The 17,707-nt window shown below is 67.7% G+C and carries 21 protein-coding genes; 3 read left to right on the forward strand and 18 right to left on the reverse strand.

Features of this window, described 5'->3' with window-relative positions:
- Nucleotides 1-2 precede the first annotated feature (2 nt).
- The 3 genes from ACFXHA_RS24250 to hemL form a co-directional block, all read right to left on the reverse strand.
- A complete protein-coding gene (locus ACFXHA_RS24250) occupies nucleotides 3-605 on the reverse strand; it encodes a TlpA family protein disulfide reductase (RefSeq protein ID WP_379360382.1) in 603 nt (200 codons plus the stop codon).
- Nucleotides 602-1,201 (reverse strand): histidine phosphatase family protein, encoded by a 600-nt coding sequence (locus ACFXHA_RS24255; RefSeq protein ID WP_379360705.1) that lies wholly within the window; start codon nucleotides 1,199-1,201, stop codon nucleotides 602-604. The genes ACFXHA_RS24250 and ACFXHA_RS24255 overlap by 4 nt, the downstream gene beginning before the upstream one ends.
- 836 nt (nucleotides 1,202-2,037) lie before the next feature.
- Entirely contained in the window at nucleotides 2,038-3,375 is a 1,338-nt protein-coding gene (hemL, locus tag ACFXHA_RS24260; protein WP_379360384.1) for a glutamate-1-semialdehyde 2,1-aminomutase, read from the reverse strand.
- Nucleotides 3,376-3,624: 249 nt separating this feature from the next.
- On the opposite strand from hemL, the gene ACFXHA_RS24265 reads away from it, so the two are divergent.
- Nucleotides 3,625-4,008, forward strand: coding sequence for a hypothetical protein (locus ACFXHA_RS24265; RefSeq protein WP_379360386.1), 384 nt, complete (start codon nucleotides 3,625-3,627; stop codon nucleotides 4,006-4,008).
- A 49-nt stretch (nucleotides 4,009-4,057) separates the two neighbouring features.
- Here ACFXHA_RS24265 and ACFXHA_RS24270 read toward each other — a convergent pair whose 3' ends face one another.
- The 5 genes from ACFXHA_RS24270 to hemB form a co-directional block, all read right to left on the reverse strand.
- A complete protein-coding gene (locus ACFXHA_RS24270; protein WP_379360388.1) occupies nucleotides 4,058-4,279 on the reverse strand; it encodes a hypothetical protein in 222 nt (73 codons plus the stop codon).
- A gap of 124 nt (nucleotides 4,280-4,403) precedes the next feature.
- Nucleotides 4,404-4,640 (reverse strand): hypothetical protein, encoded by a 237-nt coding sequence (locus tag ACFXHA_RS24275; RefSeq protein WP_379360390.1) that lies wholly within the window; start codon nucleotides 4,638-4,640, stop codon nucleotides 4,404-4,406.
- On the reverse strand, nucleotides 4,640-5,152 hold the full coding sequence (locus ACFXHA_RS24280) for a hypothetical protein (RefSeq protein WP_379360392.1): 513 nt from the start codon (nucleotides 5,150-5,152) through the stop codon (nucleotides 4,640-4,642). The genes ACFXHA_RS24275 and ACFXHA_RS24280 overlap by 1 nt, the downstream gene beginning before the upstream one ends.
- A 278-nt stretch (nucleotides 5,153-5,430) precedes the next feature.
- The gene (locus ACFXHA_RS24285) at nucleotides 5,431-5,934 is read right to left on the reverse strand and encodes a hypothetical protein (RefSeq protein WP_379360707.1); all 504 of its coding nucleotides are present in this window, start codon (nucleotides 5,932-5,934) and stop codon (nucleotides 5,431-5,433) included.
- A 31-nt stretch (nucleotides 5,935-5,965) separates the two neighbouring features.
- A complete protein-coding gene (hemB, locus tag ACFXHA_RS24290) occupies nucleotides 5,966-6,943 on the reverse strand; it encodes a porphobilinogen synthase (protein ID WP_379360394.1) in 978 nt (325 codons plus the stop codon).
- Nucleotides 6,944-7,130: 187 nt separating this feature from the next.
- On the opposite strand from hemB, the gene ACFXHA_RS24295 reads away from it, so the two are divergent.
- On the forward strand, nucleotides 7,131-7,448 hold the full coding sequence (locus tag ACFXHA_RS24295) for a hypothetical protein (RefSeq protein ID WP_379360396.1): 318 nt from the start codon (nucleotides 7,131-7,133) through the stop codon (nucleotides 7,446-7,448).
- Between the two features lie 206 nt (nucleotides 7,449-7,654).
- Here the strand turns inward: ACFXHA_RS24295 and ACFXHA_RS24300 are convergent, their stop codons facing one another.
- The 6 genes from ACFXHA_RS24300 to ACFXHA_RS24325 form a co-directional block, all read right to left on the reverse strand.
- Nucleotides 7,655-7,939 (reverse strand): hypothetical protein, encoded by a 285-nt coding sequence (locus tag ACFXHA_RS24300; RefSeq protein WP_379360397.1) that lies wholly within the window; start codon nucleotides 7,937-7,939, stop codon nucleotides 7,655-7,657.
- A 155-nt stretch (nucleotides 7,940-8,094) separates the two neighbouring features.
- The gene (locus ACFXHA_RS24305; RefSeq protein ID WP_379360399.1) at nucleotides 8,095-9,657 is read right to left on the reverse strand and encodes a uroporphyrinogen-III synthase; all 1,563 of its coding nucleotides are present in this window, start codon (nucleotides 9,655-9,657) and stop codon (nucleotides 8,095-8,097) included.
- Nucleotides 9,654-10,682 (reverse strand): hydroxymethylbilane synthase, encoded by a 1,029-nt coding sequence (gene hemC, locus ACFXHA_RS24310; protein ID WP_379360709.1) that lies wholly within the window; start codon nucleotides 10,680-10,682, stop codon nucleotides 9,654-9,656. The genes ACFXHA_RS24305 and hemC overlap by 4 nt, the downstream gene beginning before the upstream one ends.
- An 8-nt stretch (nucleotides 10,683-10,690) precedes the next feature.
- Nucleotides 10,691-12,091: a glutamyl-tRNA reductase gene (locus ACFXHA_RS24315; RefSeq protein ID WP_379360401.1), complete on the reverse strand. Its 1,401-nt coding sequence runs from the start codon at nucleotides 12,089-12,091 to the stop codon at nucleotides 10,691-10,693.
- Nucleotides 12,088-12,906 carry a redox-sensing transcriptional repressor Rex gene (locus tag ACFXHA_RS24320; protein ID WP_379360403.1) on the reverse strand — a complete coding sequence of 273 codons (819 nt, stop codon included), beginning with the start codon at nucleotides 12,904-12,906 and terminating at the stop codon, nucleotides 12,088-12,090. Before ACFXHA_RS24320 ends, ACFXHA_RS24315 begins: the two co-directional genes overlap by 4 nt.
- 329 nt (nucleotides 12,907-13,235) lie before the next feature.
- Nucleotides 13,236-13,496 (reverse strand): glutaredoxin family protein, encoded by a 261-nt coding sequence (locus ACFXHA_RS24325; protein WP_379360405.1) that lies wholly within the window; start codon nucleotides 13,494-13,496, stop codon nucleotides 13,236-13,238.
- 101 nt (nucleotides 13,497-13,597) lie between these two features.
- Here ACFXHA_RS24325 and ACFXHA_RS24330 point away from each other — a divergent pair, with 101 nt between their 5' ends.
- Nucleotides 13,598-14,632, forward strand: a complete 1,035-nt coding sequence (locus tag ACFXHA_RS24330) for an HAD family hydrolase (protein WP_379360407.1) — start codon at nucleotides 13,598-13,600, stop codon at nucleotides 14,630-14,632.
- 68 nt (nucleotides 14,633-14,700) lie between these two features.
- Here ACFXHA_RS24330 and ACFXHA_RS24335 read toward each other — a convergent pair whose 3' ends face one another.
- The 4 genes from ACFXHA_RS24335 to ACFXHA_RS24350 all read right to left on the reverse strand — a co-directional run bounded on the left by ACFXHA_RS24335 (nucleotide 14,701) and on the right by ACFXHA_RS24350 (nucleotide 17,520).
- On the reverse strand, nucleotides 14,701-15,723 hold the full coding sequence (locus tag ACFXHA_RS24335; RefSeq protein WP_379360409.1) for a lysophospholipid acyltransferase family protein: 1,023 nt from the start codon (nucleotides 15,721-15,723) through the stop codon (nucleotides 14,701-14,703).
- The gene (locus ACFXHA_RS24340) at nucleotides 15,720-16,751 is read right to left on the reverse strand and encodes an NAD-dependent epimerase/dehydratase family protein (RefSeq protein ID WP_379360411.1); all 1,032 of its coding nucleotides are present in this window, start codon (nucleotides 16,749-16,751) and stop codon (nucleotides 15,720-15,722) included. The genes ACFXHA_RS24335 and ACFXHA_RS24340 overlap by 4 nt, the downstream gene beginning before the upstream one ends.
- A gap of 227 nt (nucleotides 16,752-16,978) precedes the next feature.
- A complete protein-coding gene (locus tag ACFXHA_RS24345) occupies nucleotides 16,979-17,080 on the reverse strand; it encodes a 30S ribosomal protein bS22 (protein WP_003402602.1) in 102 nt (33 codons plus the stop codon).
- Between the two features lie 197 nt (nucleotides 17,081-17,277).
- The gene (locus ACFXHA_RS24350) at nucleotides 17,278-17,520 is read right to left on the reverse strand and encodes an excisionase family DNA-binding protein (RefSeq protein ID WP_040813644.1); all 243 of its coding nucleotides are present in this window, start codon (nucleotides 17,518-17,520) and stop codon (nucleotides 17,278-17,280) included.
- Nucleotides 17,521-17,707: the final 187 nt, after the last annotated feature.

Consider the following 17,707-nt stretch of genomic DNA (forward strand, 5'->3'; position numbering starts at 1 on the left):
GTTCACGACGGCTCCTGCGCCAGCTTGTCGACCACCGGCTGCAGATCCTGCGCCAGCAGCGCGCGCAGGAACACCGCCGCCACCCGATGCTGCTTGTCCAGCACGATGGTGGTCGGGATGACGCTGGTCGGGAACTTGCCGCCGAGGGCGAGCAGGCTGCGCATGGACGGGTCGTAGATCGAGGGGTAACCGACCTTGTTGTCGGTCACGAAATCCTGGGCCTTGTCCTTCTGATTGTCGCGGACATTGATGCCCAGGAAGGCGACGGCCTTGTCCTTGCTCGCGTCGTAAACCTGTTCCAGCGCCGGGGCTTCCGCGCGGCACGGGCCACACCACTGGCCCCAGATATTGACGACCACGACCTTGCCCGGGAAATCGTCGACGCCGACGGTCTTGCCGTCGTGCATCAGATCCGGACCCGACAGCTTGCCGATGGTGCCGCGTGCGGACGGCGGATCGTAGAAGATCTCGGTCTTGCCGCCCGGCGAGACGAAGTCGAAGGTGCCGCCCTGCGCCACCGCGTCCTTGCCCGCCGTCGAACACCCGGTCAGCACGGCGGCCACACTCAGGCCCGCCAGTGCCACCGCCGCACGCCGCAGTCTCATGCTCCGGTCACCGCGGGATCCGACGCACCGGCCGGTTCCGAATACACGATGTCGATCAACGTATCGCCCTGGTAGACAAGCGAAGTCAGCGAGGCGAGCGAGCACTGCCGGTTGCGCGGATCGTGCCACAGCCGCTGCCCCTGCAGGAAGCGGCGCAGCGTCCACACCGGCAGCTGATGCGAAACCAGCACGGCCTCCCGACCGGCGGCCTCCACCCGCGCCTTGTTCACCGCGGCCAGCATGCGGTGCGCGATCTGCAGATACGGCTCACCCCACGACGGCGTGAACGGGTCCCGCAGCTTCAACCAGTGCCGGGGCTTACGCAGCGCCTTCGGTGAAACCCGCAGGCCCTCGAAGGTATTGCCCGCCTCGATCAAGTTCTCGTCGGTGCGAATGGTCAGCCCGTGCCCGAGCGCGATCGGCTCCGCGGTCTCCTGCGCCCGCTGCAACGGCGACGCCACCACCAGCGCGATATCGTGATCGACCAGCGACCGCGCCACCGTCTGCGCCTGCGCCCGGCCCGTCACCGACAACCCGAACCCGGACAACCGCCCGTACAGAATCCCCTTGGGATTGTGCACCTCACCGTGCCGCATCACATGCACGATCGTCTCGACATCATTAGCCACATCACCGGGCAGAATCAGCCCGCTCACGGCGACGGTGGACTCGACCACCTCGACCTCGTCCGTGATCGGCTCGTCGGCCACGGGCGCCTCGGCAGCATCGTCGGCAGGGTCGATCTCGACCACAACTTCGGCGACGAACGCGGCAGACTCGACGAACTCCGACACCCGCGCAGCGGACTCGGGATCGTCCTCACCCGCGACGAATTCATCGGCGGCCGTGGCCACGGCCGCGAACACCTCGGCGGCAGAACCGACGACCACACCATCGGAACCGTGCCCGGCCACCTCGGCCGCGAACTGCCCCGGCAGCGCACCGATCACGCCGGATTCACCCGATTCGCCTGCCGGAGCGGCGGACTCGACCACGGCGTCGATAGCGACCGCCGCAGGATACTCGTCCGCACCGACGACGGCCTCTTCCATATTCGGCGCCGCAAATTCCTCGGCAGCAGACACTGCCGCCTCGAAGACCTGCTCGACGGCCTCCGCGGGGACGTCGCCCTGCGCGGGAGCCGCCGACACCTGGCTGGACTCGCCGGATTCGTTTGCCGCGGTAGCAGAGTCGATCGACTCGGCGAGGACTGTGTCGGCCAGCGCCGCAACCGCCGAAACCTCGCCGGAAGTGTCGGATTCCGGTGTGGCGGTGGCGGGTTCGGACGGGGAGACGGCGATGTGTTCGCCGGTGACGGCCAGTTCGTGTTCGGCCTGGCGGATGGAGTCCAGCAGGCGGTTGGCCTCGGCGGCGGAGAGAGGGGCCTCGTGGGGGGCGGGGGCGGGTAGGCCGGAGTCGGGGTGGGCGGAGCTCACGCGGCGGATCCTTCGGGGGTGGCGGCCGCCGCGGCGCGCGCGGCGGCGGGGAGGGCGGCGGCGATGCGATCGAACGCGTCCTCGTCGAGGGCGGCGGAGACGAACCAGGCTTCGAAGGCGCTCGGCGGCGCGTACACGCCCGCATCCAGCAGTGCGTGGAAGAAGGCTGGGAAACGCCAGGTTTCGGCCGCCTTCGCGGCGGCGTAGTCCGTGACCGGGTTCTCGGCGAAGAACACGCTCACCATATTGCCCGCGAATTGCACCCGGTGCGCGACGCCTTCGGCGGTCAACGCGTCGGTCATCAGCCCGCCCAGTCGTTCGGCGTTCTTGTTCAGCGTCGCGTAGACCTGCTCGTCGGCGGTGCGCAAGGTGGCCAGACCCGCGGCCACCGCGACCGGGTTCCCCGACAATGTGCCCGCCTGATAGACCGGGCCCATCGGGGCCAGGTGGTTCATGATGTCGGCGCGCCCGCCGAACGCGGCGGCGGGCAGGCCGCCGCTCATCACCTTGCCGAAGGTGTAGAGGTCACCGGCCACCCCGTCGATACCGAACCAGCCCGAATGGCTGACCCGGAACCCGGTCATGACCTCGTCCATGATGAGCAGCGCGCCGTGCTCGGCGGTCAGCTTGCGCAGCCCCGCGTTGAAGCCGGGGACCGGCGCGACCGCGCCCATATTGCCGGCCGCGGCCTCGGTGATGACACAGGCGATCTCGCCCGGATTCGCCGCGAACACCGCGGCCACGGCCTCGAGGTCGTTGTACGGCAGCACGATGGTGTCGGCCGCCTGCGCGCCGGTGACACCCGGCGAGGTCGGCAGGCCGAGGGTGGCGACACCCGAACCCGCGTCGGCCAGCAACGCGTCCACATGACCGTGGTAGCAGCCGCTGAACTTCACGATCTTGCTGCGCCCGGTGAAACCGCGCGCCAGCCGGACCGCGCTCATGGTGGCCTCGGTGCCGGAGTTCACCAGCCGGACCCGATCGACCGGTGCGACCCGGCCCGCGATGGCCTCGGCGAGTTCGATTTCCGCCTCGGTCGGCGCACCGAAGGACAGCCCGCCGGTGGCCGCGCGCTGCACCGCCTCGACCACGGCCGGGTGCGCGTGCCCGAGAATCATCGGACCCCACGAACACACCAGGTCCACGTACTCGTTGCCGTCGGCATCGGTCAGCGTGCAACCGCGCGCGGACGCGATGAATCGCGGCGTCCCGCCCACGGAGTTGAACGCGCGCACGGGCGAATTCACGCCACCCGGAATGACCGCCGCGGCGCGTTCGAAAAGTTGAGCTGAGACCGGGACCGACACCTGGCTCACACGCGGAGAAGAACTCACGGCACCCAGTCTCTCAGCCGCCCCCGGCTCCGTCGACGACAGGGTGTAGTCGAGTGGGCTCTCCCACAGCCGAACCCGCCATACTCGCACCTCGAGGTGAACTCCGCATCCCGGAGGCAACCCCGCCATCCCCCTGGACGCGCCGAGCGCAACACGCCGGAGTGAGTTTCGGACAACGTTATTCGCTAGTGGATTGCCGGTGCGTAATGTCTCGACGCAGGTGGCGGCTTCAGCGAGAGGGCGAGACGGATGAGAGTCGTTCTGTTCGGGGTTGGAATCGCAGCGGCTGCGATCGGGATGATGGCCGCGGGAGGCGTGGCGTCCGCCGGAGTGCCGGTGGCTCAGATCGATCAGGGCCGCGTCGGTGTGGCGTTGTCACACGACGAGACCGTCGCCATCGCCGATGGTCCATTACCCGCAGTGATCAGCATGTTCGTCCCCTTGAGCCGAATGGGCGCGGGACTGCAACCCGATACCGCGATCTATAAGGACGACAAGGGCGGCGTGCACGCCTCACTGCGGCAGGTGATCATGGAAGCCGGTGATCACCCGGACGGCAACGTGGTGGTCTTCTTCAATGCTCCGGGGTCGCGCGGCGGACGAGTGCTGGATATTTACCAGAACTGGGGCTAATGGCGGCACGGTCTGCGGTCGCGCCGCCACCCGCCCTTGACACGATCCGCTACGAGAGCGGAATCCCCAGGCAGAATGCCGCCCATCCGGTGGACAGCAGGCAATCCAATTGTGGCGGTAGTAGGTCCTGCCACGATGTCGATGCGGGCTGCGACCGGAAATCCGGGACGGTAGCCACCGAGGCGGCGGCCGGAGCCGCGGCCACAGCGCCGACAACCCCGGTGGCCAGCACCGCCGCGGCGATACGTTTCACGAGATCTGTGCGCTTCATGCCCATCATGTTCCGCGCTTACCCCGGCCCCACCAAGACAAAACCCGACTTCGCACCCCCGGCAGCGGTGTGTCGCGGTGAAACAGGCGGCGCGCCCGACGAATAACGCGCGCCCGACGAAAAGTCAGCGCGCCCGGCGGAAGGCCCGCGCCAGCACATCGATCAGCAGCAACCCGGCCCCGATCGCCGCGACCGCGCCGACGGCCAGCCACGGCCCCGCATATCGCGTGGCGTTGTACTGCGGGACTTCACCCTGCGGCTGGAACACGGTGGTCTGAATGCCATTGCGCCAGCACCACACCGCCGCCACCACCAGCAGCGGTACGAGCACGAATTCGGCGAACACGGTCAGCCACCGCATCACTGCGCCTCCTTCTCCTCGACCGATCCACCGTTCGACCGCTCCAGCGCGGCCGTCAACTCGGCACGCAAGGTGACGTGGTCTCGCGCCCAGGCCTGCACCAGCCGGCCGTCGGTGAGCTTGAGCCCGATTCCCTTGCGCCGCCGCGGCACTCCGCTCAGTTCACCCAGTGCCCGCGCCGACTGCCAGTCCTCATAATCCCAGGACTCCTCGTCATCCTCCGGCAGCACCTCGGCAATGTCGCGCAGCGCCAGCGTTTCGGTGCCCTCCCGCAGCGTGTCCGCGGTCAGCTCGACACTGATGTGCCGCTTGCCCGCCACCACCTGCAACCAGACGAATCCGGCCAGCAGCAGACCGCAGAACAGCAGTCCGAACCAGTGGATGGCGCCGCCGCGAATCACCTCGACCAGCAGGATGATCGCGCACAGCGCGGGCCCGTAGGCGATGGTCCGCCAGCGCGCGCCGGGTTCGGAGAACAGCACGGCCCCGGGGGCGTCGATGGACTCACTCATGGGTCGAGCGTAGAGAGCGCGGGATCGATCAGCGGGCCAGGCCCGGAATCAACAGCACGGCGAGGGTGAGCAGTCCGAAGAGGAACAGCAGACTCAGCACCAACACATCGCGCCGCAGGCTGTGCGGCTGCTGGATCACCACTCGCATCGTTGCCTCCGCCTTCCCAGAGCCCGATGCGCCAAAACACAACGTATGGCGGTGGGCTGCCGGTTCCCGAAATTCCGTGTGACTGCCCTCACCTTACCCGTTAGTACGCCCGTAACAAACTCGGGAGTACTTACTGGGGCGGGGGACGGAAGAAAGCCTCGGATTCGGCTCGGTAGCAAAGGAATACGGCTCCGCCGGCCAGCACCGCCTGCACGATTCCGGCACCGCCCGCGACCAATCCGGCCGCCCCGCCCTTGCCACCGAATCCGAACAGGGTGCTCACCGCGCCGATCACCAGGAAGATCCCGAAGCCGGCGAGAAGCGCACGCGCCCAGTTCTTTCCGCGACCCAGCTGATAGACCACCGCCACGCCGATGCCGGTGAGCACCAGCCAGAACAGCGCCACCAGCACGAACACGATCGTGGTCATGGCTTGCACCTGCGACAGCGTCACGGTCGGCTGCTGCGCCTTCACCTGGTCGAACATCTGCTGCGCCAGTTCCTGCCGCTGCCCGAACTGGGCGATCAGGGTGGCGATCAACTGCACCAGACCGACCGCCAAGGCCGCGTACCAGAGTTGACCGGCGGTGCGCACGTCTTCCGGAACCGGGCGCGAAATGCCCGGCGGGACCATCGGATTCACGTCTACAGCTACTCGATCCGGCTCACGCCAGCCAGTGCGCGGCTTCGGTGGCCCAGTAGGTGAGCACCATATCCGCACCCGCGCGCCGGATGCCCAACAGCGATTCCAGGATCGCGCCCTTGCGATCGATCCAGCCGTTCTGCGCGGCCGCGGTGATCATCGCGTACTCGCCGGAGATCTGATAGGCCGCCACCGGCACGGTGGAGCGGTCCGCGACCTCGCGCAGAATATCCAGATACGACATGGCCGGCTTGACCATGACGATGTCCGCGCCCTCCATGAGATCCAGTTCCAGCTCGCGGATCGCCTCGCGGCGGTTGGCCGGATCCTGTTGGTAGGTGCGGCGATCGCCCTGCAGCGAGGAACCGACCGCCTCCCGGAACGGGCCGTAGAAGGCCGAGGCGTACTTGGCCGCGTAGGCGAGGATGCCGGTGTCGGCGTATCCGGCGGCGTCCAGGCCGTCGCGGATCGCGCCCACCTGGCCGTCCATCATGCCGCTGGTGCCGAGCAGGTCGGCGCCGGTTTCCGCCTGTGCCAGCGCCATTTCCACGTAGCGGGTCAGGGTGGCGTCATTGTCGACCGCGCCGTCGGCGTCGAGCACGCCGCAGTGCCCGTGGTCGGTGAACTCGTCGAGGCAGGTGTCGGCCATCACGACCGTCGACCCGCCGACCTCGTGCACCAGCGCCCGCAGCCCGCGGTTCAGGATCCCGTCGGGATCGCTGGCGCCGCTGCCGATCGCGTCCTTGTCCTCCGTCTTCGGCACGCCGAACAGCATGAGCCCGCCGACCCCCGCCGTCACCGCCTCCACGGCGGCCTTGCGCAGCGAATCCATGGTGTGCTGGTAAACGCCTGGCATGGAAGAGATTTCGCGTGCCTCGTCGAGCCCGTCGGCGACGAACATGGGCAGAATCAGATGCCGCGGCTCCAGGCTGGTCTCGGCGACGAGCCGACGCATGGCGGGAGTGCGGCGCAACCGCCGAGGGCGGTCCATTCCGGTCATACCCGCATGATATGCCCGCCCCGTGCACCGGGTGCGCGCGCCCGGTCGGGCCGGTCGACCGTGACCTTGAAAGTCATTGTGAGCAGCGATTTTTGTCGGTGGTCCCGAGTAGAATCGAAGATGTGTTCGATGAGATCGCGCCGTTCGAAAGTCGGCGTGATCTCTGATCGCGACGGGAGGAATGGTCGTGCTCGCAGCTGTTACCAGCATGTCCGACAAGAGGAACCAGAGCGGAGTGCCGAAGAAGGGGGAAGCGATCGATCACCCGTGGATGCCACTCGCCAAGCAGCCACTGCCCGCGGGCCGTCCGCGCTCGTGGTACATCTCGCACAATCGCCGGCTGAAGGCGATGCGACTGGCCATCGCGCTCCTGGACTCCGGGTCTTTCAGCCCGGACCAGGCTACGAACGAGAGGATCCGCGAGACCGCCGAAGTCGTCGGCGTGCACTGGCCCTCGGATGCCACCTGCCGCATGGTCCGCCGCCTGATGGCGGCCCAGCGCTGAACTTGCGAACACAGCGCTGAATGACGAGGGAAGCTCTCCGACGACCGCACAAGAGGACGTCGGAGAGCCTCCACCACGGGGCGTCGGTCTGCGGAGATCGAATCCCGAACGCAGCCTACGCATTCCGAGTCGATCCGAAACGCCGGAACTTCCACCGCCAGCACTTCCATGGGCACCTGCCCGGTCCGATGGCGGCCCAGCGCTGATCACGTGTGCGAATCACCACCACCGGGGGTATGCATCGAGCCGGTGTCGTACAACAGGGAACCGACCGGGTCGCCCAGCATCTGGTCCAGCGTGCGCCCGATCCCACTGCCCGCATAGAGCACGTTCCAGATCGCCGAACTCCCCGGGGAGAGGTCCACCGGGGTAGCGGTCTGCGTCACCGCGGGAGCCTGTTCCAGTGGGACGGGCACGGCCTGCGCCGCGGGAGCGAGGGCCGCGAGAGCGGTCCCCGTGATCATGGCCAGGCCGGCTGCGGTGCGCTTCATCGGCGTTCCCCCTTCGGGATCGAATGCTCAACGCAGAGTAGGCATTCAGCCAAGAATTGAAATGCCAGCATTTCTATGGGCTGGGCCGAGGACCGAAAACGGTACGGGCCCCGCATCGTCGGATGCGGGGCCCGTGGCCTGATCTGTGCCGGAGCTCAGCGGCTGCGGCGGCTCTTCTTGCGGGGCGGGGGCAGGAGGCCCTCGGCGCGGAGGTGGGCGGCGTGCTCGGCGAGGGCCTCGACGAGGGGGCCTACCTGGGCGATTTCGGGCTGGACGTCTACGCGCAGGCCGAATTCGATTGCCGTCTCGGCGGTCTTCGGGCCGATGCAGGCCACGATGGTGCGGGCGTGCGGCTTGCCGGCGATGCCGACCAGGTTGCGGACCGTGGAGGACGAGGTGAACAGGACCGCGTCGAAACCGCCGGTCTTGATCATCTCGCGGGTCTCCGCGGGCGGCGGGGAGGCACGGACGGTGCGGTATGCGGTGACGTCGTCGATCTCCCAGCCGCGGTCGCGCAAACCCTCGGCGAGGGTCTCGGTGGCGATGTCCGCGCGCGGCAGCAGCACCCGGTTGACCGGGTCGAAAACGTCGTCGTAGGGCGGGAAGTCGGCCAGCAGGCCCTCGGAGGACTGCTCACCCGACGGCACCAGCTCGGGGTTGATGCCGAAGGAGCGCACCTTCTCCGCGGTCGCCTCACCGACGCAGGCGATCTTCACGCCGCTGAAAGCACGGGCGTCCAAACCGAATTCGCCGAACTTCTCCCACACCGCGCGCACCGCGTTGGTGGAGGTGAAGACCACCCACTGGTAGCGGCCGTCGACCAGACCCTTGACCGCGCGCTCCATCTGCGCGGGGCTGCGCGGCGGCTCGACCGCGATGGTCGGGACCTCCATGGGGATGGCGCCGTGGTTGACGAGCTTCTCGCTCATCTCGCCGGCCTGCTCCTTGGTGCGCGGCACCAGGACGGTCCAGCCGTAGAGCGCCCGCGACTCCCACCAGGAAGTCTTGGCACGCCGCTCCACCTCTTTACCGACCGTGACCACGAGCGGCCCGACCAGTTCGGAAGCGGCATTGTTCAGCGTCGCCAGCGTGGCATCGATGGTGCGCTGCTGCCGGGTGGTGCCGCGCACGGTCACCGCGACCGGGGTCTGCGGCGCCATACCGTGTTCCACCAGCGCGGAAGCGGTCTCGGCCAGATGCCCGGAGGTGGCGTGCAGCACCAGCGGTCCCGGCGCGGCCGCCACGGCCGCCCAGTCCACCTCACCGCGCACATCCACCTCGGAGTGGCTGGAGCCCAATTCGATACCCGCGTAGGCGGGCACGGTGCTCCCGGCCGAAAGACCCGGCAGCACCTCGAAGTTCAGGTGCGAGCGGGTGACGGCATTGATCTCCAGGATGACCGAATCGGTGGTCATCGGATCGCCGGACACCAGCCGCACCACGTCGGATCCATTGCGCGCCTCGGCGATCAGGGTCTTCGCCACCTCGGCGGCGTCACCCAGCGCGGGGCGCACATCGACGGGACGGGTACCGTCCGGATCCTCCTCGACCGCGCTGCCGATCAGGGCGAGCACGCCCTTGTCGACATCGGGATCGGTGAACGCCAGCGTCGCCCGGCCGATCACCTCCCGAGCACGCACGGTGAGCAGCGCCGGATCGCCGGGCCCGGACCCCACGAAAAGGATCCGACCGGGATTCTTCTTCGTCACTCGGCTCATCCTTGGTTCTCCATTGGGCTGGGATTGCGGTCGTCATCGGTCTCAGCGGATTCCTCTGTCACGCTGAGCAGTTCGCGCGCCCCCAGCTCCAAGAGCTCACGCGCCAGTGCACGACCCAGTTTTTCGGCATCCGCCACTGGACCGACCACTGAAGCCCGGATCACATCCGAGCCATCGATCGCCGCCGCGCAGGCGCGCAGCGACAGTTCCTCCACCACCCGGCCGTCATCGTCGAGCGATTCGACGACATCGGCCAGCGCACCGATCGGTGCGGTGCAGCCCGCCTCCAGTTCGGCCAGCAGCGACCGTTCCGCGGTGATCGCGGCCCGGGTCCCGGCATCGTCGAGGGCGGACAGGATGGTCACGAGTTCGGTGTCCTCGCTGCGGCATTCGACCGCCAGCGCGCCCTGGGCGGGCGCGGGCAGCATCTGCACCGGTTCGAGGGATTCGGTGACGGCGTCGAGGCGGTCGATACGGGCCAGCCCGGCCCGCGCCACCACGACGGCATCGAGTTCACCGTTGACGACCTTGGAAATGCGGGTGTCGAGATTGCCGCGCAGCGGCACGATCTCGATGCCGAGGCCCAGCGCCTTCAACTGCGCGCCCCGGCGCGGCGCGGAGGTGCCGACCCGAGCGCCCGCGGGCAACTCGCCCAGCACCAGGCCGTCACGCGCGACGAGCGCGTCGCGCGGATCCTGGCGGGGCGGAATCGCCGCGATATTGAACAGCGGGTCCTGCGCGGTCGGCAGATCCTTGTACGAGTGCACCGCGATATCGACGGCGCCGGCGGCCAATTCCTCGCGCAGCGCGGCGGTGAACACACCGACACCGATCTTCGACACCGGATCGGTGGCGTTCTGGTCACCGGCGGTCTTCACGATCACCAGCTCGGCCTGCTGACCATTGGCGATCAGGGCGTCGCGCACATGCCCGGCCTGGGTGAGGGCCAGCAGACTACCGCGTGTTCCGATGCGCCAAGGGGCATCGGATGTCCCGCGGATCGTTGTCTCGTTCTCGTGCACCATAGCTCCGGTCATTGGGTCAGCCCCTGTTCCTCACCCGGGTGGGCGGCGGTGAAATCGTCCGCCAGTTCGCCCTGCAGGGCAGAGATCTCCATGGGCGCGGCAACCGCTTGTGCCGCACCGGGTTTGAGTTCGAAAAGCTCGCGCAGCGCCTCGGCGTAGCTGTCCCCGCCCGGCGTGGACGCCAGCTGTTTGACCCGGACGGTCGGCGCGTGCAGCAGTTTGTCGACCACCCGTCGCACGGTACGGGCCACTTCGTCGCGTTCGGTGGATTCCAGTCCCGGTAGTCGGGAATCCAGGCGTAGCAGCTCGGCCTCGACCACGTCGGCGGCCATCTGCCGCAGCGCCGCCACGGTCGGGGTGACCTCGGCCATGCGCTGTCCGGCAAGGTATTTGGACAGTTCGTCGGCGACGATGGTGCGCGCGGCGGCGGTGTCGTCGGCGGCCGCGCCGGCCGACGGATCGCGCTGCAGCGTCTCCATGTCGATCACGGTCACACCCGGCAGCCCGGCCACCGCGTGGTCCACATCGCGAGGCAGGCCCAGGTCGCAGATGACCAGTTCGCGCGTCCCCGAAGCGGTTCCGGCCTTGGCCGACAGCGCGTGATGCACATCCGCGAGGGTCACCACGGTGCCGACCGCGCCGGTACAGGTGACCACCACGTCCGCGGCGGCCATCGCCTCGTCCAGCCGGTCGATCTCCATGGCCTCGGCCGCGACACCGTGCATGGCGGTCGCCGTATTGGCCAGGCGCTGCGCCTTTTCCAGCGTCCGGTTCACCACCAGGATCTTCGCGGCCCCGCCGCGCGCCAACTGCGCCACCGCGAGCCCGCCCATCGCGCCCGCGCCCAGCACCAGCGCGGTGCGGCCGGCCAGCGGACCCTGCACGGCCCGAGCACGATCCAGCGCCACCGACACGACCGACGCGCCCGCGCGGTCGATCCCGGTCTCCGAGTGCACCCGCTTGCCGACCCGCAAAGCGTGCTGGGCCAGTTCGTGCAGGGTGCGCCCGGACGCCTGCTGCGCGTCCGACGCCGAGTACGCGGCGCGGATCTGACTGAGGATCTGCTGCTCGCCGACCACCATCGAATCCAGGCCCGAGGCCACCGCGAACAGGTGCTCGGCCGCGGCCTCCGCGTACCGCACATAAGCGTGCTTGGTGAGCTCCGGCAGCGGCAGACCCGAATGCTTGGTGAGCAATTCGCCGATCTCACCCAGCGCCGGGTGGAAGGCGTCGACGACCGCATAGACCTCGATGCGGTTGCAGGTGGAGACGATCATCGCCTCCGACACGTGGCTCGAGGCCAGCATCTTGTCGGTCAGCTTCGGCCGGTCGGTCTCGGTGATGGCGATCTTCTCGAGCACCGCCACCGGTGCGCTGCGATGCGAGATGCCGACGAGAAGCACACTCATGGCTGGACCACCGCTCCCTTGCTGGTTGTGTCCGCGGTTTGAATCGTCGCGACCCGGCGAATCGGGGTCGACATCACGCTGAGTTCGGGAGCGACCACGCTCGCCGCGCCGGACGCGGCGCTCATCGCTTCCTCCGCGGCCGATTCCGCATTGCGGGCCCGCTCGAACGACAGCAGCTGCATCTCGACCGCGAGATCCACCCGCCGCACCTCCACGCTGGGCGGCGCGTCCAGCGCCAGCGCCGAGAAACTCAGAATGCACTGCACACCGGCGGCCACCAGCAGATCGCAGACGCCCTGCGCGGCGGTGTCCGGCACGGTGACGACGGCGATGGTCGGCTCCAGAGTGGCCACGGCATCGGCCAATTCGGCCACATCGCGAACGACCAGTCCGCACACGACCGTGCCGATCACGGCGGGATCGTTGTCGAACAACCCGACCATGGCGAAACCACGCCGGCGGAAGCCGCCGTACCCGACCAGCGCCCGGCCCAGATGACCCGCCCCGACCAGCACCACCCGGTGTCCCTCGGACAGGCCGAGCACATCCTCGATGCGGTCGCGCAGCTTGATCACGTCATAGCCGACACCCCGAACCCCATTGGGCCCGAGGAACGAAAGATCCTTGCGCAACTTCGCCGAACCGACACCCGCCGCGACAGCCAGTTCCTCACTCGATACGATGGCTACAGCATCGTCGGCGAGTACGGCGAGCACGCGAAGGTACGTAGCCAGCCGGGCCACCGTGGCCTGCGGGATGTCCTTCTGCAGAGCCTTGGAGACGCCAGTCGGCGGCGTCTCGTGCTGCTCTGTCACGTCGCTTGCGCTCCTCGTCCGGCCGGGGGTGAGTGTCCGGGTTCTTTTGTCGACCCGACGCCGGGAGACCATCGCGGTCCTTGCAGGCGAGGTCGAGTCAGGTTCAGGGGGTCGCTTCCGCTGAACGCGGGTTGCGTGCCACCACCGTAACCGCTTGTGAAGCCCTGCACAAAGTCGGTGAATTCAGTCACTTTGCTACGGGCTCCGGCCCCGCGTTCATTCAACCCTCATCGGCGCGAACCCGCTACGGGACACACCGGAGGCGACGGGGAAGGGGGTTCGGGTTGCAGAACCCCGCGCCACGCATTCGCGCACGCCCCTATCGCACCCTATTTCGCGAGGTCGGCGCGTAGACGAGGTTCGTCCACATCGAAATAGCTGTGCTCACGACCATCCAGCAGCACCACCGGCAGCCGGTCGCCGTATTCGGCGCGCAGGCCCGGATCGGTCGCGGCGGCCTCGTCGACATCCACGGTGGCGACCTCGATCCCGAACTCCGCGCAGATCGGGCGCAATTGTTCGAGTGCCGTACCGCACAGTCCACAGCCGCTGCGGGTCAACAGAGTCACTGCATGTGGGGAATCGCTCATAGCCACCATCTAACAACTTCCCGATATGTCGTTCGGCGTCTACGTTCCGGTCATCCCTGGGCGTTACTGTTGACTTGTCGCATTAACAGGCGGAGGTACTGGTGCCGGAACGTTCGAAAGAGCCGGGGGCGGGTTTCATCGCGGGGCGCTTCGGCGAGTTCGCGCCGCGCTGGGGTCAGGGCCTGGCCGACCTGCAGGATCAGTTCAATCGCATCACCCGCAGCCCGTTCGGTCCGAGCGAGGAAGAGGTCCGCGCCAATCTCGCCGGTGAGGCCAGCGCCGATGCCGCCCTCGCCCTGCACGACGCCGAACTCGCGCTGCGGGACGACGACGACACGCCGACCCACGCGATCGCCCGCGACCTCACCGCCGCGGCCTTCTTCGACGTCGACAACACCATGGTGCAGGGCGCGTCCATCGTGCACTTCGCCCGCGGCCTGGCCACGCGCAAATACTTCAAGACCTCCGACCTCGTCGATATGGCCTGGAAGCAGGTCAAATTCCGGGTGACCGGCAAGGAGAGCCACTCGGACATGACGTCGGGCAAGGAGAAGGCGCTGTCGTTCATCGCCGGCCGCCCGACCGCCGAACTCGCCGCGCTCGGCGAGGAGATCTACGACGAGATCATCGCCGACAAGATCTGGCCGGGCACCCGGGCGCTCGCACAGATGCATCTGGACGCGGGCCAGCAGGTCTGGCTCGTCACCGCGACACCGGTCGAATTGGCGCAGGTGATCGCGAAACGCCTCGGACTGACCGGCGCGCTGGGCACCGTCGCCGAGAGCGAGGACGGCATCTTCACCGGCCGCCTGGTCGGCGACATCCTGCACGGACTCGGCAAGGCGCACGCGGTGCGCACGCTCGCCATCCGCGAGGGCCTCAACCTCAAGCGCTGCACCGCCTACTCCGACAGCCACAACGACGTGCCCATGCTCTCGCTGGTCGGCACCGCGGTGGCCATCAACCCGGACGCGGACCTCCGCGAGGTCGCCAAGAACCGCGGCTGGGAGATTCGCGACTTCCGCACCGGCCGCAAGGCCGCGAAAGTCGGTGTGCCCACGGCACTCGCGCTCGGCGCGGCCGGGGGCGCGGCGGCCGCGGTACTGTCCCGCAAACGCGAAGCCAAGGCCAGTTAGAACACGGTCGAAAAACGAAGTGGCCCGGTCCAATTGGACCGGGCCACTCGTATGTATGTGCGAATTGTCTAACCGGTGAACGGATTCCGGCGCTTGATCAGATTCTTGTACAGCGTCCCCTGAATGGTTTCGCGCACCTGATCGGTCACTTCGAACATGGTCATCGGATCATCCGCGTCCGCGGGTTCGTATCCGGCGGTCGAAATCGGTTCGCCGAATTCGATGTACCACTTCGACGGGAACGGAATCGCGCCCAGCGGACCCAGATGCGGGAACAGCGGTGTCACCGGGAAATACGGGATCCCCAACAGTCGCGCCAGCGGCTTCAGATCGGCGAGCTTCGGATAGATCTCCTCCGAACCCACGATCGAGCACGGAATGATCGGCACGCCCGTGCGCACCGCCGCCGACACGAAACCGCCACGGCCGAAACGCTGCAACTTGTACCGGTCCGAATACGGCTTGCCGATGCCCTTGAAGCCCTCCGGGAACACGCCCGCGACTTCGCCCGCGCGCAACAGCCTTTCGGCATCCGCGGGGCAGGCCAGCGTGTGCCCGGCCTTGCGGGCCAGCCCGCCGATGATCGGCGTCTCGAAGATCAGGTCGGCGGCCATGATGCGCAGCGCGCGCTGCTTGGGATGCCGGTCGTGCACGGCCAGTTGCAGCATCAGTCCGTCCAGCGGCACCGTGCCCGCGTGATTGGCCACGATCAGCGCGCCACCCACCTCGGGAATGTTCTCGATGCCCGACACCTCGACCCGGAACCACAGCTCCGACAGCGGCCGCAGCATCGGCAGGATCACCGATTCGAGCAGGTGCTCGTCCAAACCGAATTCGTCGACCAGGTAGTCGCCGGTGAGGCGACGGCGCGCGAAGTCGGCGGTGTAGCGAACCCCGTCGGCGACCGTCCCCCGAATCATGTCCCCCAGCGACTTGGGCTGACGCGCTTCGACTTCGGCGAGCCGATCGGTCAGCGAGGTCACCGGGGTCAGCGCGGCCGGTTCCCCCGCCGGCCAGACTCGAGCCGGGCGATTGTGCCGGGCCTCGAAGTCCACATCGTGAAGTCGAATCACCTTCGCTACATCACTCATTGGTGTGCTCCCGTCCCGGCCCCGAGCAGGCCGAGAAGTTTGTTCTCTGCGGCGTCGATCCACGTGGGATCGATCACGGGCCGCAACGCTGCGCCCCCTATGAAGTCGTCGAATGCCTGCACCGTGGTCCAGCGCGGCTGGAATCCGAGTTCGGTACGCATCCGGGTGGTGTCCAGACCACAACCGAAATGGAAGTAGTCGATCTGTTCCGCGGTGAACTCCCGCATCACCGGGCCCATCACGGTGCGCCCGACACTGCGGAAAACCGCGTAGGGCACGGGCAATTCGATCCGCCCGGCCCGACGGATGGCCTGCGACAACGCCATGGCGCCGTCCCCGGCCACATTGAAGGTGCCACCCGGGGCCGTCATGGCCCCGTGCACCAGGGCGGCGATGCCGTCCTCCTCGTGCAGCAGTTGCATGCGCGGATCACGACCCAGGATGGTGGGCGTGATCGGCGAACGGAAATACTGCACACCACGTTTCGCCAACTGCGGACCCACGATGGGTGGAAAACGCAGAATGGCGGCCGAAATATCCGGGCGCCGACGCGCGAGCCCGCGCACGAAACCCTCCACCTCGATCATGTCCCGCGCGAACCAGCCGCGCGGCGGGGTGCGCGCACCCATTTCCTCGGTGAATTTCACCGGATCCTTGGCACTGCACCCGTAGACGGCGGACGAGGAACGCACCACCACCCGCCGCACGCTGGAAGCCTTGCGGCACACCGCGAACAGCTGCATGGCCCCCAGCACGTTCATGTCCTTCATGGCGGCGCGACCGCCACCGGCAGGCGGCCGCGACAGGGCCGCGGGATGCACCACCGTGTCCACCTGATTACCGTCGATCACCTTGCGGATCAACGGATTTCGAATATCGGCGCGCACGAATTCGGCGCGGCCCATGCGGCGCAGCAACTCTCGACTGGGCTGTTTGGCGTCCACAGCGATGATGCGTTCGATGGCAGGGTCGGCCGCGAGCCGGGCCACCACATTGCCGCCGAAGAACCGGCTCGCACCGGTCACCATCACTACCTTGGGCGCCTGCCCGTCTCGGGTCCCTGCCGCACCGGATCCCACTCGCAGCCCCCAAGCTCTTGAAATGTCACCGCACGTATTCCCGCGCTCCAAGGGTAACCGGCGAGTAGGTGCCATCCGAAGGGTATTAACCAGGATCTAACGATGACTTCAATCACCCGTGAAAAACGAAAGCCCGCCACCGACGGTGACGGGCTTCCAGCTACGACGCAGCGGGCTTACTTGCCGAGTTTGCGACGCTGAACACGCGTGCGGCGAAGCAACTTGCGGTGCTTCTTCTTCGACATGCGCTTGCGGCGCTTCTTGATCACAGAACCCATAGGGTTGTTCCTCGCGTTCTCTCGGGTCATCCCCGCTTTCGCGGGGTGCACACTGTCTGACCCTGCACAGTCCCTACCCGTATACGGGCCGAGATGGACCCGGCGGCACCACCGGCACGTACAGGATGCCGGTCCATGCTACCGGGCCACTCTCCGGCGAACGAAACGGGTGGGGCCGAATGGACTACCCCGGCGTTCTACCCCGCATCGAAGTAGGACGTCTCCAGATAGTCGTGCACCGCCTTGGCGTGCACCCGGAAGGAACGCCCCACCCGCACCGCGGGCAGCTCTCCCGAATGCACCAGCCGGTACACCGTCATTTTGGATACCCGCATCAAATTCGCGACCTCGGCGACGGTGAGGAACTGGGTTCCTCCGCCGATGACCGAACTTGCGTTGATTGGGCTGTTTCCGGACCTCGCTTGACTGTTTCCAGACATCATCGCGTCACTGACCTCCGGCACGTCCGCGCCGCCGGCTTCCCCACCGGCGGAACAGACACGCACGTGCTCCTTGAAGCTTAGCGGGACCAGTGGGATTGCTGCGACGGGTGTGAGAAATCAGCCTTTGCTGTGGCGAGTCGGCCTCCGGCAGCAAACTAGCAACCGAGCAGTATTGGAATGCGGG

The sequence above is a fragment of the Nocardia sp. NPDC059240 genome, assembly GCF_042753865.1.
GTDB lineage: Bacteria > Actinomycetota > Actinomycetes > Mycobacteriales > Mycobacteriaceae > Nocardia.

Coding starts and splice junctions, on each gene's coding strand:
- ACFXHA_RS24250 (WP_379360382.1), bottom strand. CDS start 605: ATGAGACTGCGGCGTGCGGCGGTGGCACTGGCGGGCCTGAGTGTGGCC.
- ACFXHA_RS24255 (WP_379360705.1), bottom strand. CDS start 1,201: ATGCGGCACGGTGAGGTGCACAATCCCAAGGGGATTCTGTACGGGCGG.
- ACFXHA_RS24265 (WP_379360386.1), top strand. CDS start 3,625: ATGAGAGTCGTTCTGTTCGGGGTTGGAATCGCAGCGGCTGCGATCGGG.
- ACFXHA_RS24270 (WP_379360388.1), bottom strand. CDS start 4,279: ATGAAGCGCACAGATCTCGTGAAACGTATCGCCGCGGCGGTGCTGGCC.
- ACFXHA_RS24275 (WP_379360390.1), bottom strand. CDS start 4,640: ATGCGGTGGCTGACCGTGTTCGCCGAATTCGTGCTCGTACCGCTGCTG.
- ACFXHA_RS24280 (WP_379360392.1), bottom strand. CDS start 5,152: ATGAGTGAGTCCATCGACGCCCCCGGGGCCGTGCTGTTCTCCGAACCC.
- ACFXHA_RS24285 (WP_379360707.1), bottom strand. CDS start 5,934: ATGGTCCCGCCGGGCATTTCGCGCCCGGTTCCGGAAGACGTGCGCACC.
- hemB (WP_379360394.1), bottom strand. CDS start 6,943: ATGACCGGAATGGACCGCCCTCGGCGGTTGCGCCGCACTCCCGCCATG.
- ACFXHA_RS24300 (WP_379360397.1), bottom strand. CDS start 7,939: ATGAAGCGCACCGCAGCCGGCCTGGCCATGATCACGGGGACCGCTCTC.
- ACFXHA_RS24305 (WP_379360399.1), bottom strand. CDS start 9,657: ATGAGCCGAGTGACGAAGAAGAATCCCGGTCGGATCCTTTTCGTGGGG.
- hemC (WP_379360709.1), bottom strand. CDS start 10,682: ATGGTGCACGAGAACGAGACAACGATCCGCGGGACATCCGATGCCCCT.
- ACFXHA_RS24315 (WP_379360401.1), bottom strand. CDS start 12,091: ATGAGTGTGCTTCTCGTCGGCATCTCGCATCGCAGCGCACCGGTGGCG.
- ACFXHA_RS24325 (WP_379360405.1), bottom strand. CDS start 13,496: ATGAGCGATTCCCCACATGCAGTGACTCTGTTGACCCGCAGCGGCTGT.
- ACFXHA_RS24335 (WP_379360409.1), bottom strand. CDS start 15,723: ATGAGTGATGTAGCGAAGGTGATTCGACTTCACGATGTGGACTTCGAG.
- ACFXHA_RS24340 (WP_379360411.1), bottom strand. CDS start 16,751: ATGGTGACCGGTGCGAGCCGGTTCTTCGGCGGCAATGTGGTGGCCCGG.
- ACFXHA_RS24345 (WP_003402602.1), bottom strand. CDS start 17,080: ATGGGTTCTGTGATCAAGAAGCGCCGCAAGCGCATGTCGAAGAAGAAG.
- ACFXHA_RS24350 (WP_040813644.1), bottom strand. CDS start 17,520: ATGTCTGGAAACAGTCAAGCGAGGTCCGGAAACAGCCCAATCAACGCA.